We start from the raw sequence: 16,501 nt of genomic DNA, 5'->3' as shown, positions 1-16,501 counted from the left end.
CAGTTAATCAGCAATGATTAATCGGTATCTACTTTAGTATTCTCATCATTATTTGATGAATTAACTTCTGGCGAAGTTAACAGCTGTCACTAACAAAGACCCGTTTGGGTTGTATGGTTAAGTGACTAAGCGTACACGGTGGATGCCTTGGCAGTTGGAGGCGATGAAGGACGTATTAACTTGCGATAAGCCTAGTCAAGCTAGTAAAAAGCGCTTGAGACTAGGATTTCCGAATGGGGAAACCCACCTGCTTGCAGGTATCTTACACTGAATACATAGGTGTAAGAGGCGAACGCGGAGAACTGAAACATCTAAGTACCCGTAGGAACAGAAATCAACCGAGATTCCGGAAGTAGCGGCGAGCGAAACCGGACCAGCCCTTAAGCTTATTATGTGTTAGTGAAACATTCTGGAAAGTTTGACGATACAGGGTGATAGTCCCGTACACGAAAATGCATCTTAAGTGAAATCGAGTAGGTCGGAGCACGTGAAACTTTGACTGAATATAGGTGGACCATCATCTAAGGCTAAATACTCCCAACTGACCGATAGTGAACCAGTACCGTGAGGGAAAGGCGAAAAGAACCCCTGTGAGGGGAGTGAAATAGAACCTGAAACCGTGTACGTACAAGCAGTAGGAGCCCCTCGAGGGTGACTGCGTACCTTTTGTATAATGGGTCAGCGACTTATATTTTGTAGCGAGGTTAACCGATTAGGGTAGCCGTAGGGAAACCGAGTCTTAACTGGGCGTATAGTTGCAAGGTATAGACCCGAAACCCGGTGATCTAGCCATGGGCAGGTTGAAGGTTGAGTAACATCAACTGGAGGACCGAACCCACTAACGTTGAAAAGTTAGGGGATGACCTGTGGCTAGGAGTGAAAGGCTAATCAAACCGGGAGATAGCTGGTTCTCCCCGAAATCTATTTAGGTAGAGCCTCGGACGAATACTTACGGGGGTAGAGCACTGTTAAGGCTAGGGGGTCATCCCGACTTACCAACCCTTTGCAAACTCCGAATACCGTAAAGTACTATCCGGGAGACACACGGCGGGTGCTAACGTCCGTCGTGAAGAGGGAAACAACCCAGACCGCCAGCTAAGGTCCCAAAGTCATAGTTAAGTGGGAAACGATGTGGAAAGGCCCAGACAGCCAGGAGGTTGGCTTAGAAGCAGCCATCCTTTAAAGAAAGCGTAATAGCTCACTGGTCGAGTCGGTCTGCGCGGAAGATGTAACGGGGCTAAACTATGCACCGAAGCTGCGGATTCAAAATTTATTTTGAGTGGTAGGGGAGCGTTCTGTAAGCCGTTGAAGGTGTACCGGGAGGTATGCTGGAGGTATCAGAAGTGCGAATGCTGACATGAGTAACGATAATGCGGGTGAAAAACCCGCACGCCGGAAGACCAAGGGTTCCTATCCCATGTTAATCAGGGTAGGGTAAGTCGACCCCTAAGGCGAGGCCGAAAGGCGTAGTCGATGGGAAACGGGTTAATATTCCCGTACTTGGTATAATTGCGATGGGGGGACGGAGCAGGCTAAACAAGCATGGCGTTGGTTGTCCATGTGAAAGTGAGTAGGTTGAGAGTTTAGGAAAATCCGGACTCTTAAGACTGAGACACGAGACGAGCACCCAAGGGTGTGAAGTTGTTGATGCCATACTTCCAGGAAAAGCCTCTAAGCTTCAGATTATACCGAATCGTACCCCAAACCGACACAGGTGGTCAGGTAGAGAATACTAAGGCGCTTGAGAGAACTCGGGTGAAGGAACTAGGCAAAATCGTACCGTAACTTCGGGAGAAGGTACGCTCCTATCTGTGATGAGACTTGCTCTCTAAGCGGACGGGAGCCGCAGTGACCAGGTGGCTGGGACTGTTTATTAAAAACACAGCACTGTGCAAAATCGCAAGATGACGTATACGGTGTGACACCTGCCCGGTGCCGGAAGGTTAATTGATGGGGTTAGTTTTCGGACGAAGCTCTTGATCGAAGCCCCGGTAAACGGCGGCCGTAACTATAACGGTCCTAAGGTAGCGAAATTCCTTGTCGGGTAAGTTCCGACCTGCACGAATGGTGTAACCATGGCCACGCTGTCTCCACCCGAGACTCAGTGAAATTGAAATCGCAGTGAAGATGCTGTGTACCCGCGGCTAGACGGAAAGACCCCGTGAACCTTTACTACAGCTTGGCACTGAACATTGAACCTACATGTGTAGGATAGGTGGGAGGCTTTGAAGCAGAAACGCTAGTTTTTGTGGAGCCGTCCTTGAAATACCACCCTTGTAGTTTTGATGTTCTAACGTTGGCCCCTAATCGGGGTTACGGACAGTGCCTGGTGGGTAGTTTGACTGGGGCGGTCTCCTCCCAAAGAGTAACGGAGGAGCACGAAGGTTGGCTAAGTACGGTCGGACATCGTACGGTTAGTGTAATGGTAGAAGCCAGCTTAACTGCGAGACAGACACGTCGAGCAGGTACGAAAGTAGGTCATAGTGATCCGGTGGTTCTGAATGGAAGGGCCATCGCTCAACGGATAAAAGGTACTCCGGGGATAACAGGCTGATACCGCCCAAGAGTTCATATCGACGGCGGTGTTTGGCACCTCGATGTCGGCTCATCACATCCTGGGGCTGAAGTCGGTCCCAAGGGTATGGCTGTTCGCCATTTAAAGTGGTACGCGAGCTGGGTTTAGAACGTCGTGAGACAGTTCGGTCCCTATCTGCCGTGGGCGTTTGAGAATTGAGAGGGGTTGCTCCTAGTACGAGAGGACCGGAGTGAACGAACCGCTGGTGTTCGGGTTGTCATGCCAATGGCATTGCCCGGTAGCTACGTTCGGAACTGATAAGCGCTGAAAGCATCTAAGCGCGAAGCAGGCCTCGAGATGAGTTCTCACTAGACTTTTAAAGTCTCTGAAGGGCCGTTGAAGACTACAACGTTGATAGGCAGGATGTGGAAGTGGTGCGAGCCATTAAGCTAACCTGTACTAATTACCCGTGAGGCTTAACCATACAACGCCAAACGCGTTTTATGACAGCGTAACAGACAGAAGTTAAGTTACTAAAGTAGACATTTACTTGATATCAGCATTCCGAATTTTAGTTAATTGCCAAGGCGATTAACGAACCAAATTTGCTTGGTGACAATAGCGTTTTGGACCCACCTGACCCCATGCCGAACTCAGTAGTGAAACGAAACAGCGCCGATGATAGTGTGGCATTTGCCATGTGAAAGTAGGTCATCGCCAGGCTCCAAATAAGAGAAAGCCCGATTCGAAAGAGTCGGGCTTTTTTGCGTCTGGGAGCTTTCAGCCGTCAGACGTCAGTTGAGCTGTGGGGTTGTTTAGTAAAGAGTCACCCTCAGCAACAAACCCCGTAGGAGGCACTTCAGTGCCGAATCTAGACCTTAACAAACACATTTACGGCTAAAGCCATTTCTACGTGATACGTATCTCAGACGTCAGATAATAGATGTCAGTTGATCTACCGGGTTGTTAGGTAACTGAGTCACCCTCAGCAACAAACCCATTAGGAGGCACTTCAGTGCCGAATTCAGACCATAACAAACACATTCATGGCTAAAAGCCATTCCTACAGGTACATTTTACCTAGAGCCTATAGCCTAGAACCTCTGGCAGAGGTAGACGCAGCACCAAACACCCACACCACGCGGCTGATCGCTGACGGCTGAAAGCTGATAGCTCGGTGTTGGGTTTCGCTTCGCTCTACCCAACCTACGCCAGATTTCCAAACTTTACTCTTGCAACTTTCCCCTCGCTAGCTCACTCACACTGCTGTATTTCTCTTACATCGCCGCGGCCATCGCTTAGATAGCATTGTTCTAGCAACGAGCAGTAGCAGATCTCAGTTTTGATATTAAAGCGTTGGTCATTTACCTTGTCCCACTGAGTTGCATTGAAGCCTGTTTTCTTAAAACCAAAAAGATTAAGCTCAGCGCCTGAGGCTAATAATCGGTTATTACTAACGCCGGTATACAACCAACCAAATTTTTCAAAGAAATTGATCTCTGGTGACTCATTTTGCAACTTATTTAATTGCTCTTGGTAAGCATAGATATCAAAGCAGCAGTCTTTTATTACTTCAAATATCTCTGTATACGACTTTTCATCGTGGAAGAATTTAACGTATTTAATAATGGCTGGGCCTGATCCTGAATTCTTAATGTTGATAGTGATTTCTTCATAATTTTTTTCTTCATTAAAATTCCCCGTCATCACTTCGAGCCATGGCCAGGTTGCGGCTTTTACTTGTCGTTCTGCGGCGCTGGCTTGCAAGTAAGTGGCATAAAAGGAGGCTGCTGAAATTATAATGGCACAAAGTGCGAGAAATAGGTTTAGCCGCTCGTTGGTAAACCATGCCTTGCGCTGGTTGCTGACTGGGGGAATGTTTTGCTGGGTGGTCTTTGTTTGCTCTTCAACGTTAGAGTCTTGTTCTGATTTAACGGTTGAACAGCTTGCGTCCTGTTGCTGATTATCCATAATTTTTAATTGTTGTTTTTATAGACTAATAAAGATACAGCTTTAATTGGATAGATAAAAGAGACAGGGAGTAAAACTCCCTGATTTGGTATTAACTATTTGAGATAAATACGGTGAGCTTTTCACCGACTCTTAAGCTATCTCTTGAAAGGTTATTCCATTGTTTAAGTTTAGTGATACTGACTTTGTATTGCTTTGCGATTTTCCAAAGGCTGTCGCCAGATTTCACCTTATACTCGATTTGCTGATCAGCCAATTGTGGCAATATCAGCTTTTGACCAATACGAATGGTGTTTGTTTTTAGGTTATTGAAGGTTCTCAGTTGGCTAACTGTTACTTTATAGTTCTTTGCAATCACACTTAAGCTATCACCCCGTTTAACTGTGTAATGTTGCCACTGGCTATAATCATTGCTCTTTTGATTAGCTAATAGAGTTTGATAACTTGCTTGCTGATCTTTGGGAACCACAATATGTGGCGCATCAATCACCGCTGGGTATCGGATAACACCATGGTTTAGCTCTTCAAGCTCTTGCCATTTCGCTTTGTCTGCCAAGATCACTGCACCAGTCACTGGTAAGGTCGCAATAGCCTGCTCATTCTTAATGGCAGGGAATATCATTCTTTGGTGTTTTAATAATTGTGCTGCGGCCAGTAACTTAGGCACGTATTGTTTGGTTTGCGATGGTAACTTTAAGCTAAAGAAGTCCGTCGACTTACCTTGTTTTTTATTACGAGCAATTGCCTGTAATACACGCCCTTCACCAATATTGTAGGCAGCAATAGCATGATACCAATCGCCATCAAAGCGTTTATAAAGGTATTCCATAAAATCCAAAGCTGCACGGGTACTGTCGACCACATCTTGGCGACCATCATACCAAGGTGTAATTTTTACTTTGAAGTATTTGGCGATTGAGGGGGTGAGTTGCCATAAACCCGATGCATGTTTGTGAGAATAGGCACTGGCATCAAAATCGCTCTCTATAAGCGGCATTAGAGCGAGTTCTATTGGTAAGTCACGGTTTTCTACTTCTGTGACGATATGATACAAATACGGCGCTGCTCGGCGGCTTATTTCTTCCATGTAATTTGGATGAGTAAGGTACCAAGCAATGCGCTTTTGCACATCTGGGTGACTTGAATCGCTAAACTGCAATTGAATGCGAATACGCTGCCATACGTCATCAAGTTCACTTGGTTTGAGCGGTGTCACCGCGTCTACTTGTGCTGTTTTAGCTTCTGCAACCACAGTACCTGGATTGGCTTTGATGATGGGCTTCTTTTCGGGAAGTGACTCAGGGGCAGTCTGACAGCCTGTTACAATAAGAGAAACAACAACAAGGCCTAAAAATCGATTTAAAAACACGTATTAAAATACTCCGTTAACTTAGGTGCGGGTAAACTAAAGCGCCTAAGCTTAACATAGGGTGAGCTAAAAATGACCATTAGATTAACAGCTCGCTAACTTACTCACCCAATTGAAATTAAAACGAAATACTAACTTGTAACCCAGCATAACTATGGTTTTGTGCTTCCCAATAGCGGCTGTCTATTTCTCGGGCTCTGGCATAGATCTCTATTCTGAATGGCTTTGAGTCCACGCCCATACCCACACCAACATAGCCATCTATATTATTGTGGTCGTCATCATAGCGGTCGCTATAATCATGGTCTTTTCGGTCGTCGTAGAAAGCAAGCTCAATTAAATCTAAGCCCACTTCGCCATAGACAAAAAAGTCACTGAAATAGCCAAATTTGATGCCGCTATCTAAGGTGAGAAATGTCTCCCGATCACCTTTTTTAGTAAATACTTCTGCTGAGCCTAGTGCCGTTGTAAATGCTGCGCCGAAATTGCTGTAGTTATTTTTAGCGATAAATTCGATGCCGGCTGAGGTGATTGAATCAGTACTATTATGTTCTGATTTAACAAACAGGTTTATATCTGGGCTGTCATAAATACCAGCAAAGCTTTTTGTAGGAATAAAGGCAAGTGAAGAAAGCAGCGCTAAGGCAAGGTATCTCATATTGGTTAGTCCATTAAACGTTAATGGGTACATGATACCAAACAGCGCCTTAGCAAATTGTAAGTAAGTGTTCTAACTATGTAAGTTAGCCGAACACGCAGCGGAAGCAGGCTCCTTGTTGACGTTTGATATATACCAAATCGCCGCCATGATTGAGTATGATCTGGCGCGATAAACTTAAGCCTATTCCTGAGCCTTGTTGCTTGGTAGTAAAAAATGGCACAAAAATCATCTCAATCACATGATCGCTGATACCTGTACCATTGTCGCTGACCTCTAAATACAATTGCTGATTAGCATTTTGTGCAATGCTTACCTCAATGCACTTTGCTGACTCTGGACTATTTAACTGCTTAAGAACATCAAGGGCATTGGTAAGCAGGTTTATTATTACTTGTTCAACTTGGCCTCTATCTATCATTACTAACTGTTGGCTTTGCACCGATAAATTCAACGTAATATTAAGTTGCTTAGCCTGTTGTGAGTGCAGAGCAACAACTTGCTTGGCAAGATCGGCCAGAATATGTGGCTGTAAGTCTGGGGCGGGTAAGCTACTAACCTTTTTAAATTGCGCTATAAATTCCCCTAAATGCTCGGTTCGTGATGCGAGTGTTGTTAGGGCGAGTTGCAAGTCTTGTTTATCTTCCTGATCATCAAAACTAAGCTCATTTGGCAGCAGCGCCGTACAAGTTTGTGCTAAAGAAGAGAGTGGCGTAATCGAATTAGCAATTTCATGGGTTAGTACTTTGGTGAGGCGCTTATAAGCTTGTTGCTCTTTTAATTGCAGCTGATCATGAATAGATTGCAAACTGATCACTTTACGAACTTTACCTTGGATTTCGGCAATACTGATCTGCACAGATAGGGTATCGTGCTGCTCACCATTTTGCCATGGCACGGTATTACGGCTATTTTGTTTAGCGTCTTGAACTAGGTTTGCTATTACACCTAAATCATCGATGTGCTTTACAGCTTGCCCAAGCAAGCGACTGACTGCCGGATTGCTTTCAATAATAGTGCCTTGTTCATCACATACTAATACCGCTAAATCGATATGAATTAATAGCGCTTGTAAGAACTGGGCTTGTTGTTCTGCATTAAAACGCGCAGCCTGAATTTGTTGTTTAACCTGCTCAAATTGCTGCTGCATAGGGTGTTGGTCGCCAAAGCCTAATGTGCTGTCTCCATTCGCTAAAGCGCGAAAAACAATATCTGCACGCCTTGTTTGGCGTTTAAATAAATTAAAAATTTGCGCGGCACATACCAAATTTAAAATTACTAAAAGTGCCGAAATTGCAGAAAACCCGCTTTGCTCTACTTGCCAAAACAAAGTAATTGATAAACCTATTAATGCAGCTAATAGGCTGGCTAAGATAATAAAGTTTCGCATCGATTAAAGTCCGTATTTTTCTAAACGACGATACATGGCTCCGCGTGTTAGGCCGAGCGCTTTTGCTGCATGACTCACGTTCCCTTGAAAATGCTTTAAAGCTGCACGAACGGTTCTTTGCTCGATGATTTCGAGATCAAAAGTGTCGTAGTCAGTGGCGTTTGAAGAGAGCTCACTTGTGCTAACAGCAGCATTTGGTGAGCTTATCACTGAGCTTATATCGAGCTCTGAGCCTTCTGAGAGGATGACTGCTCGCTCAATTGCATGCGCAAGTTCACGGACATTGCCAGGCCAATGATACTGACTTAAACGTGTCATATCAGATGCCGCAATCGAGAGCTCACGTTTGTATTTATGTGCAAAGTGCTGCAAGTAATAGTTACACAGTAATGGAATGTCTTCACTGCGCTCTCGCAGAGCTGGCAAACGGATCTCTACGGTATTAACACGGTACAGTAAGTCTTGCCTAAACTTGCCTTCAGTAACTACTTGTTCGAGGTTTTCATTGGTTGCACAGATCAAACGAATATCAATATCGATGACTTTTGAACCACCAACCGGTGTTATTTGCCTGTTTTGTAGTGCTGCGAGCAGTTTAACTTGTTGGTTAAGCGGTAAATTACCTAGCTCGTCTAAAAATAAACTACCACCATGTGCCAGCTCAAATCGGCCAATGCGATCTTCTTTCGCGCCGGTAAACGCCCCTTTTTTATGGCCAAATAGTTCGCTTTCAAACAGGCTTTCGGCTAGTGAACCCATGTCTAGGCTTATGAAGGGTTGGCTTTGGCGCTGGCTTGCATTGTGGATTGCATGGGCAGTGAGTTCTTTACCTGTGCCACTTTCGCCACTGATCAATATGTTGGCATCTGTGTTGGCTGCTTTGTCGATAACCGAAAAAACCTGCTGCATGGCATCACTTTGGCCTAAAAACTCAAATGGTTGATTGCCGATTGACTGCTGCAAGGCCTGCTTTTGTTTTGTGAGCTTACCAACTTGCTGTTTGTCTTTAGCGTGTGAAAATGCCGCCGCTACAGCACCAAGTAATTGCTCATTTTGCCAAGGCTTGGCAATAAAGTCAGAGGCACCAGCTTTAATTGCTTCGACCGCTAGCTGAATATCGCTGTAGGCCGTCATAAGCAGTACCGCAATGTTTGCGTCTTGACTCATGATTTTTTTTAGCCAGTAGAATCCTTCTTTGCCACTAATTGAGTCTTGGGTGAAGTTCATATCGAGTAACACAACATCTATGGCCTGTTCCGCCTCATGCTGTGCGTTAATGATACCTTCGATATCAAAGGGGTTATCTGTGGTTTTTACAACCTGATAATGCTGTTTTAAAAGTAATCGTGCGGCGATAAGTACGTCAGGGTTATCATCGACGATAAGAATTGATCCTGCTTGTTTCATAGCTATTTATTATTATTCCTTTATGGGAACACTAAGACTAATTGAAAATAGTAAGAGTGTCCATTTATGGACGATATATGGGTTTTGAAGTGTTCTATAAGCGGACACTTGATTATATACACACTTGTCGGTTTTTGTATAAGCTGTTGTAATTTAATAAAAATAAAAGTTGGCACAAGAGTTGTTTTATCTATAGGTAATTAGCACCTAGATAACTTAAAGGCGTCAACATGGATAAGAAAATTACACGCTCAAATAACAAAGCATTTTTTAAGAAATCAGTAATAGCAGCTGCATGCTTAGCTGTTGCGGCTGCAGCTTATGGTTTCACGCAAACTGAGCAAACAGGTCGTAGTCAGCAAGTAACCGCGACAAGCTTAACGATTAGCACAGTACAACAAGGTGAATTTGTTGATGCTTTAAGTCTTCGTGGTCAAGTTATGCCTCGTACTACTATTTACCTCGACACCATTGCCGGAGGCCAAGTTGAAGAGCGACTTGTTGAGCAGGGTGAATTTGTTAAAAAAGGCCAACCACTTGTGCGTTTAAGCAATACCAATTTGCAGCTTGATGTAATGAGCCGTGAAGCACAGGTGACTGAGCAGCTTAACTTTTTACGCAACACGCAAATGAATATGGAAACCAGCCGTTTAAACTTACGCCGTGATTTGCTTGAAATCGATCTTAAAATCACACATTTATCGCGTCGCTTAAAACAAACTCAGCCGCTAGTGAAAACGGGTGTGTTAGCACAAGAGCAATTATCTGAAATTCAAGAAGACTTAGCGTATTACAAAGCGCGTAAAGAACTAACCCTTGAGCGTCAAAAGCAAGAAAACAGTATTCGTGAAGTCCAAGTAGCCCAGCTAAAAGACAGTGCCGATATGCTAGAGAAAAACCTACAGTTTGCGCGTAAGAACCTTGAAAACTTACTCGTAACAGCACCTGCCGATGGTTATTTAAGTGAGCTTGATGTTGAAATTGGTGAATCAAAAGGCCGTGGTGCTCGCCTAGGGCAGATTGATATTCCTAATGAATACAAGTTAGTTGTGCGACTAGATGAGTTTTACCTAAGCCAAGTTCAAACAGGTATGCAAGTGCTTATTGAACATGAGCAAGGCGAAATTGCGGCAACAGTTAGCAAAATTGATAGTCGTGTTCAGCAATCACAGTTTCAGGTTGAAGTTGATTTACCCAATGGTACGAGCAATATAAAGCGTGGGCAAAGCCTTGATGTACAGCTGATGCTAGGTGATAGCAAAGGCACTGCTTTATTACTTGAACGCGGCGCATTTTTTACCAGCTCAGGGGGTAACTGGGTTTATGTCATGGAAAAAGATGGCAATCGTGCAGTAAGAAAAGACATTCATCTTGGCAAAAAGAATCAAAACTATTATGAAGTGTTAAGTGGCCTAAGCGCCGGAGATCGCGTGATCACCTCTAGCTACAGCAACTTTGATAAAGCACAACAACTACAATTTTAAGGATAAAAACAATGATTAAATTAACTAACTTATCACGCGTATTCCGTACTCAAGATGTTGAAACAACAGCGCTTAATAACATTAACTTACATGTAAACGAAGGCGAGTTTCTTGCCATTATGGGACCATCTGGCTGTGGTAAATCAACATTACTCTCTATTTTAGGTATGTTGGATTCGCCATCAGCAGGTAGTTTTGAATTTTTAGGCCAAGACATAGCTGGGTTTGGTGAAAAACAATTAGCGACACTTAGAAAAGCGTCAATTGGTTTTGTTTTCCAAAGCTTTAACTTAATTGATGAATTAACAGTATTTGAAAACGTTGAGCTGCCATTACAGTATCAAAATATCTCAAAAAGTGAACGTAAGCAGCGAGTAGAAGCAATCTTAAAACGTGTTGCAATCGACCATAGAGCAGATCACTTACCGCAGCAGCTATCGGGCGGTCAGCAGCAACGTGTAGCGGTAGCCCGAGCTCTTGTTATTAATCCAAAACTCATCTTAGCGGATGAGCCTACGGGTAACCTTGATTCAAAAAATGGTGATGAAGTCATGGCGATACTGCGTGAGCTAAATCGCGAAGGTACCACGGTAATTGTTGTTACCCACTCAGAAAAAGAAGGCAATTATGCTGACCGTTTAGTGCGCTTACTTGATGGCCAAGTGATGGTAGATAAAGCTAACCGTGTTCAACAAACAGCAGAGGTGGCATAACATGATTTTAAGTTATTTGATCACCGCGCTGCGTGCGTTTAAAAACCAAAAACAGCACTTTATTTTAAATGTTCTGGGTTTAAGTGTGGGCTTAGCTGCGGCAATTCTAGTTGCTTTGTTTGCAAAAAATGAGCTTTCGTACGATAGCCAACAGCCTCATGCGGAGCGTGTTTATCGCGTTGGCCAAGACTTCTCTAAACTTGGTTTAGCTGTGGTGCCTATTTTTAATTATGTGCAGTCAAAGCAGGCCGAAGATTACAGCCAAGTTGAAGAAGTGTTCGGATTAACTATGGTCGAGCTGACTCGTGAAGCCATGGTTGATGTGAGTTACCGCAACCAAGGCTATAAGTTAAATGCCTTATATGGTGCTACAGCAAATATTGAAAACTTTATTGCTATGGAGACGATTGCGGGTGACTTAAAAACCGCAATGAGTACACCAGATAGCCTCGCTTTAAGTGAATCAGAAGCACTGCGTATTTTTGGCCGCACTGATGTGATTGGTGAAACACTAACGCATGAACAAGGGCAGTACACAGTGCGTGCCGTGTTTTCAGACTTAACAGACAACACTCACTTTGCCTTTAAAAACCTTGTTTATGTTAAGCATGATCCAAACAAAATAGATATCAACAGTAGTTATGTTTATATGCGTGTAGCAGAGGGCACCGATACAGATGCATTAGCTAAAACCTTAACAGAACGCTTTTTTAGCGATTCGATGCTAGAGCAAGTTAGTTTAGAGCTGCATCCATTACTTGATTTGCACCTAACGGCTAAATCACCGTTTGAGATGAAAGCGGGTGGTGCTAAACAAGTGGTGATGATCTGTGTTGGTTTAAGTGTGTTACTGATTCTTATTGCAGGTTTTAACTTTATCAATATGACCGTCGCTCAATCGACTAAACGTGCAAAAGAAGTGGGTGTGCGTAAAGCGCTTGGCGCAAGTAAGGGCCAATTAGTAACGCAATTTCTATCTGAATCTGTGTTGGTCTCAATGCTTTCAATGGTGATTGCATGTGCTTTAGTAGAACTATTTTTACCAAGCTTTAACCAACTAGTAGACCGCGAATTGGTCGTGAATTATGCCTCTGAATTTGGCATTGCGATTATTGTGGTCGCAATTGCTGTGGGCATATTAGCTGGGCTTTATCCTGCATTCTTTATTTCGTCATTCAGTGCAAAGCGCGTTTTAAGTGGTGACTTACAGCGTGGTAATACAGCAATATGGGTTCGTAAGAGCTTACTAACCTTACAGGCTTCACTAGCAATAGGTTTAATCATTGCCTCTATTACCTTGTTAAAGCAATTAACTTACTTACAAAGCTTACCTTTAGGCTATGAAACGACGCAAAGATTGGTTATTTCAGAGCTACCTGTAGGCGAAGTATTCACAAAAGAAAAAAATGCCTTAGTTAACCGTATTAGTGCAATTCAAGGCGTACAGCAAACAACAGTCATTGATACCCGTTTAACTGTTTCAATCAATAATACACTTATGCCAACGTGGCCAAATGGTGAAGCGTCTGGCAGCTTAACGCCTGTTGTTGGCGCAAGCTACAATGTTGTAAAAACACTAGGATTAAAACTGGTTGCTGGTCGTGACTTTAGCCGTGAATTTGCTGGTGATTGGGCAAGCCGTGCAAATGGAGTAACAAGTACGGGTACTATTGTGACTGAGTCTGTCGCAAGGCAAGCGGGTTACACTAACATGAGTGACATTATCGGTAAGGTAATTAAAGACTCAGGTCGTGGCGTAGATATGCGTGTTGTAGGTGTGGTTGAAGATGTAAAAGTAGGTAATGCTAAAGATGCCAACTCAAATATTATGTTCTTATGTGGCTTTAACTTTTTATCACCTGTATCAGAATTAATTTTAACGATTGATCAGCAAAACTTGCCTTATATTAAAGCTCAGATCGCTGAAGTATTAGCAAGCTCAGCCAATATCTATGAGCCAAAAATTAACTTACTCGCAGACAACTACAAAACCCTGTTAAAAGGTGATGAGCGAATTTCGAATGTCGTTTTAATCTTTACCTGTCTTGCAGTGTTCTTAACTTGTTTAGGTACCTTTGGTTTGGCTTCGTTTGCAACAGTGCGTCGTCAAAAAGAAGTGGCCGTTCGAAAAGTGCTAGGTGCATCTCGCATTAGTATCGTAAATATCATTGCTAAAGAGTTCTTAGTGCTGGTGGCGCTCAGTATTGCTATTGCGTATCCAGTGACTTACTTCTTGGTAGGTGATTGGTTAGCAAACTTTAATGACCGTATTGAACAAGCTGTATGGGTGTATTTAGTTGCCGCCGCCGCGGTGGCCGCCATTACTTGGGTTACTGTTGCAAGTTTAGCCTTTAAGGCCGCAAGCACCAGACCATCGCTTATCTTACGATATGAATAATAGTTAACTAACTCCTAATTATAAGCCCAGCAATACAGCTGGGCTTTTTTAGTTTTAAATGAGTCGCCATAAATGACGACCTACGGTAGGACGTGCTTTAGCGCGTTAATATGTATTCTGTGTCGTCATAAATGACGACCTACGGTAGGACGTGCTTTAGCGCGTTAGTATGTATTCTTTGTCGCCATAAATGGCAACCTACGTTGGACGTGCTTTAGCGCGTTAATCTACTATATTTAATGTTCTACAATTTTATGAAAAAGGATTTTTCATGAGCTGGAGTCATCTAAAGAAAGGACGAGTTTCAATTCAATCAGGTGAATATTTCATTACATTCAACTGTCATAACAGAAAAGCACTGTTCACTGATCATAACTTAGCAAAAGTATTTTGTAGGTGTATTGAAATAAATGAACTATCACATCAATGCTGCTGGTTAACTTGGGTTCTTATGCCCGATCATTTTCATGGTTTATTAAGGCTTAGCGAAAGTAGCTTGGGTAGTACAGTTGGTCATCTAAAAGGTATTTCTGCTAGAGAGATAAACAAGATACGTAGTTTTTCGCAAACGGTGTGGCAACCTGCTTACTATGACCATGCACTACGTGAAGAAGAAAGTAGAATAGCAGTAGCCAGATACATAGCAGCAAACCCTTTGAGAAAAAAGCTTGTAGATAACTTAGGTAGTTATCCATATTGGAATTCTGTTTTCTTGTGATTGATTGTCGCCATAAATGACGACGACGTGCTTTAGCGCGTTAGTATGTATTCTTTCTCGCCATAAATGAAAATCTACGTAGGGCGTGCTTTAGCGCGTTAGTATGTATTCTTTGTCGCCATAAATGACGACCTACATAGGACGTGCTTTAGCACGTTAGTATATATTCTTTGTCGCCATAAATGACGACCTACGGTAGGACGTGCTTTAGCGCGTTAGTATGTATTCTTTGTCGCCATAAATGGCGACCTACGTAGGACGTGCTTTAGCGCGTTAGTATATATTCTTTGTCGCCATAAATGACAACCTACGTAGGGCGTGCTTTAGCGCGTTAATATGTATTCTTTGTCACCATAAATGACGACAGTAGGGCATGCTTTAGCGCGTCGGTATGAGAGTTAAAGGTCTTTGACCTTCACCGCAGGGTTACCTGCTACTAGAGTATTTGCCGCGACATCTTTGGTAACTATTGCCCCTGCGCCAATCACGGCATTATCAGCAATTTTAATACCCGCAAGTATAATCGCGCCAGCACCAATCCATACATTGTTGTCGATGCTAATCGGCGCTGCAAAGTTAGATTTTGCTAAACGCTCGGTTGGGTTTACTGCATGCGATACCGCGAGTATTTGCACATTAGGGCCTATTAAGCAGTCATCGCCTATCGTAATTTGCGCATCAGTTAGCGGTGCATCGAGTACAGTACAGTTAATATTTATGAAGGTTCGATCACCTATTTTAATACCACTGCCATAATCACAATGAAAACCCGCTTCAATAACAACCTGCTCTCCACAGTGAGCAAACATGCCTTTTAGTCGTTTTAAATTGCCTTTACTTGGGCTTTTGGCAAATAAACGGCAAATTTCATGGGTATTTTTTCGTTGTTCGAGTAAGGACTTATCGAGGCTATTAAACTCTTTCATCGGGCATGTTCATGGTTATTTTTGCCAATAGCTTAGCGTGTTGGTGATGAAGATCAAAATTAAAGCTGTGTAGGTTAACGATCATTCACTTGCCATTTATATTGTTTCGTTTAAAATCTCAAAACTTTCGAAACGAAACTTATGTGGTTCACTTTATGACAAAACGAAACACTCAACAACGTCGCCATACTATCTTAAGTCAAGTGAATGAACTTGGTGAAGTTGCTGTTGAAGCGTTAGCAGAGCAGTTTCAAACCTCTGAAGTGACGATACGTAAAGATCTGACAGCCCTTGAAAAAAGTGGCTTGTTACTACGCCGTTACGGTGGTGCCATTGCACTGCCACAAGAAATCGTTGCAAATAGCAACGAGAAAAGCGACTCGCTTCGCAAAATGGCAATCGCACAGGCGGCTGCAAAGCTTATTAAAGATCATAACCGCATCATCATTGATAGCGGCCGAACTACAGCGGCGATGATCCCTGAGCTTGCTAGTAAACGCGGTTTAGTGGTGATGACAAATGCTATTAATGTCGCTAACCGACTGCTTTCATTAGAAAATGAGCCAACACTTTTGATGACCGGCGGGACTTGGGATCCACATTCAGAATCGTTTCAGGGCCAAGTTGCGGAGAATGTTCTTCGCTCTTACGACTTTGACCAACTCTTTATTGGTGCCGATGGCATTGATATTGATAGAGGTACTACAACCTTCAATGAATTAGTAGGGCTTAGCCAAGTGATGGCTGAAGCTGCCCGAGAGGTAGTGGTGATGGTTGAGTCAGAAAAAATTGGCCGAAGAATACCGAATTTAGAACTGCCTTGGCAGCGTGTAACCACAGTTATCACAGACAACAACCTAAGCGCAGATAAGCGCGAGGCGATAACAGCATGTGGTGTACAGCTGATCTGTGCAGAAATTGAATAACCCGTAATAAGACCGACAACACCTTA

11 protein-coding genes and 2 rRNA genes are annotated in these 16,501 nt (G+C 43.3%); 7 read left to right on the top strand and 6 right to left on the bottom strand.

What is annotated here, in order from left to right:
* The first annotated feature begins 115 nt into the window (after nt 1–115).
* Nucleotides 116–2,999, top strand: a 23S ribosomal RNA gene (locus KQP93_RS17465).
* 124 nt (nt 3,000–3,123) lie between these two features.
* A 5S ribosomal RNA gene (gene rrf / locus KQP93_RS17460) occupies nt 3,124–3,238 on the top strand.
* A gap of 531 nt (nt 3,239–3,769) precedes the next feature.
* On the opposite strand, the gene KQP93_RS17455 is transcribed toward rrf, so the two are convergent.
* The 5 genes from KQP93_RS17455 to KQP93_RS17435 all read right to left on the bottom strand — a co-directional run bounded on the left by KQP93_RS17455 (nt 3,770) and on the right by KQP93_RS17435 (nt 9,310).
* On the bottom strand, nt 3,770–4,486 hold the full coding sequence (locus KQP93_RS17455; protein WP_217875386.1) for a hypothetical protein: 717 nt from the start codon (nt 4,484–4,486) through the stop codon (nt 3,770–3,772).
* Nucleotides 4,487–4,577: 91 nt separating this feature from the next.
* Nucleotides 4,578–5,855, bottom strand: coding sequence for a LysM peptidoglycan-binding domain-containing protein (locus KQP93_RS17450; protein ID WP_217875385.1), 1,278 nt, complete (start codon nt 5,853–5,855; stop codon nt 4,578–4,580).
* A 118-nt stretch (nt 5,856–5,973) separates the two neighbouring features.
* A complete protein-coding gene (locus KQP93_RS17445) occupies nt 5,974–6,513 on the bottom strand; it encodes a hypothetical protein (protein WP_217875384.1) in 540 nt (179 codons plus the stop codon).
* 85 nt (nt 6,514–6,598) lie between these two features.
* Nucleotides 6,599–7,903, bottom strand: a complete 1,305-nt coding sequence (locus KQP93_RS17440) for a sensor histidine kinase (protein WP_217875383.1) — start codon at nt 7,901–7,903, stop codon at nt 6,599–6,601.
* Nucleotides 7,904–7,906: 3 nt separating this feature from the next.
* The gene (locus KQP93_RS17435) at nt 7,907–9,310 is read right to left on the bottom strand and encodes a sigma-54-dependent transcriptional regulator (RefSeq protein WP_217875382.1); all 1,404 of its coding nucleotides are present in this window, start codon (nt 9,308–9,310) and stop codon (nt 7,907–7,909) included.
* A gap of 230 nt (nt 9,311–9,540) precedes the next feature.
* Here KQP93_RS17435 and KQP93_RS17430 point away from each other — a divergent pair, with 230 nt between their 5' ends.
* From KQP93_RS17430 to KQP93_RS17415, 4 genes are all read left to right on the top strand, one after another.
* Nucleotides 9,541–10,794: an efflux RND transporter periplasmic adaptor subunit gene (locus KQP93_RS17430; RefSeq protein ID WP_217875381.1), complete on the top strand. Its 1,254-nt coding sequence runs from the start codon at nt 9,541–9,543 to the stop codon at nt 10,792–10,794.
* 11 nt (nt 10,795–10,805) lie between these two features.
* Complete coding sequence (locus KQP93_RS17425; protein ID WP_217875380.1) at nt 10,806–11,507, top strand: ABC transporter ATP-binding protein; 702 nt, start codon at nt 10,806–10,808, stop codon at nt 11,505–11,507.
* A gap of 1 nt (nt 11,508) precedes the next feature.
* On the top strand, nt 11,509–13,905 hold the full coding sequence (locus KQP93_RS17420) for an ABC transporter permease (RefSeq protein ID WP_217875379.1): 2,397 nt from the start codon (nt 11,509–11,511) through the stop codon (nt 13,903–13,905).
* Nucleotides 13,906–14,176: 271 nt separating this feature from the next.
* On the top strand, nt 14,177–14,623 hold the full coding sequence (locus KQP93_RS17415) for an REP-associated tyrosine transposase (protein WP_217875378.1): 447 nt from the start codon (nt 14,177–14,179) through the stop codon (nt 14,621–14,623).
* Nucleotides 14,624–15,021: 398 nt separating this feature from the next.
* Here the strand turns inward: KQP93_RS17415 and KQP93_RS17410 are convergent, their stop codons facing one another.
* Nucleotides 15,022–15,549 (bottom strand): sugar O-acetyltransferase, encoded by a 528-nt coding sequence (locus KQP93_RS17410; protein WP_217875377.1) that lies wholly within the window; start codon nt 15,547–15,549, stop codon nt 15,022–15,024.
* Nucleotides 15,550–15,704: 155 nt separating this feature from the next.
* Between KQP93_RS17410 and KQP93_RS17405 the strand changes: the two genes are divergently transcribed.
* Nucleotides 15,705–16,475, top strand: coding sequence for a DeoR/GlpR family DNA-binding transcription regulator (locus KQP93_RS17405; RefSeq protein ID WP_217875376.1), 771 nt, complete (start codon nt 15,705–15,707; stop codon nt 16,473–16,475).
* Nucleotides 16,476–16,501: the final 26 nt, after the last annotated feature.

Origin of the sequence: Pseudoalteromonas shioyasakiensis (assembly GCF_019134595.1) — a bacterium.
Lineage (GTDB): Bacteria > Pseudomonadota > Gammaproteobacteria > Enterobacterales > Alteromonadaceae > Pseudoalteromonas > Pseudoalteromonas shioyasakiensis_A.
This window is presented reverse-complemented; position numbering and strand designations above follow the sequence as displayed.

What these genes read in the sequence shown, in the direction of transcription:
- KQP93_RS17455 (WP_217875386.1), bottom strand. Translation starts at nt 4,486, where the DNA reads ATGGATAATCAGCAACAGGACGCAAGCTGTTCAACCGTTAAATCAGAA.
- KQP93_RS17445 (WP_217875384.1), bottom strand. Translation starts at nt 6,513, where the DNA reads ATGAGATACCTTGCCTTAGCGCTGCTTTCTTCACTTGCCTTTATTCCT.
- KQP93_RS17440 (WP_217875383.1), bottom strand. Translation starts at nt 7,903, where the DNA reads ATGCGAAACTTTATTATCTTAGCCAGCCTATTAGCTGCATTAATAGGT.
- KQP93_RS17435 (WP_217875382.1), bottom strand. Translation starts at nt 9,310, where the DNA reads ATGAAACAAGCAGGATCAATTCTTATCGTCGATGATAACCCTGACGTA.
- KQP93_RS17430 (WP_217875381.1), top strand. Translation starts at nt 9,541, where the DNA reads ATGGATAAGAAAATTACACGCTCAAATAACAAAGCATTTTTTAAGAAA.
- KQP93_RS17425 (WP_217875380.1), top strand. Translation starts at nt 10,806, where the DNA reads ATGATTAAATTAACTAACTTATCACGCGTATTCCGTACTCAAGATGTT.
- KQP93_RS17420 (WP_217875379.1), top strand. Translation starts at nt 11,509, where the DNA reads ATGATTTTAAGTTATTTGATCACCGCGCTGCGTGCGTTTAAAAACCAA.
- KQP93_RS17415 (WP_217875378.1), top strand. Translation starts at nt 14,177, where the DNA reads ATGAGCTGGAGTCATCTAAAGAAAGGACGAGTTTCAATTCAATCAGGT.
- KQP93_RS17410 (WP_217875377.1), bottom strand. Translation starts at nt 15,549, where the DNA reads ATGAAAGAGTTTAATAGCCTCGATAAGTCCTTACTCGAACAACGAAAA.
- KQP93_RS17405 (WP_217875376.1), top strand. Translation starts at nt 15,705, where the DNA reads ATGACAAAACGAAACACTCAACAACGTCGCCATACTATCTTAAGTCAA.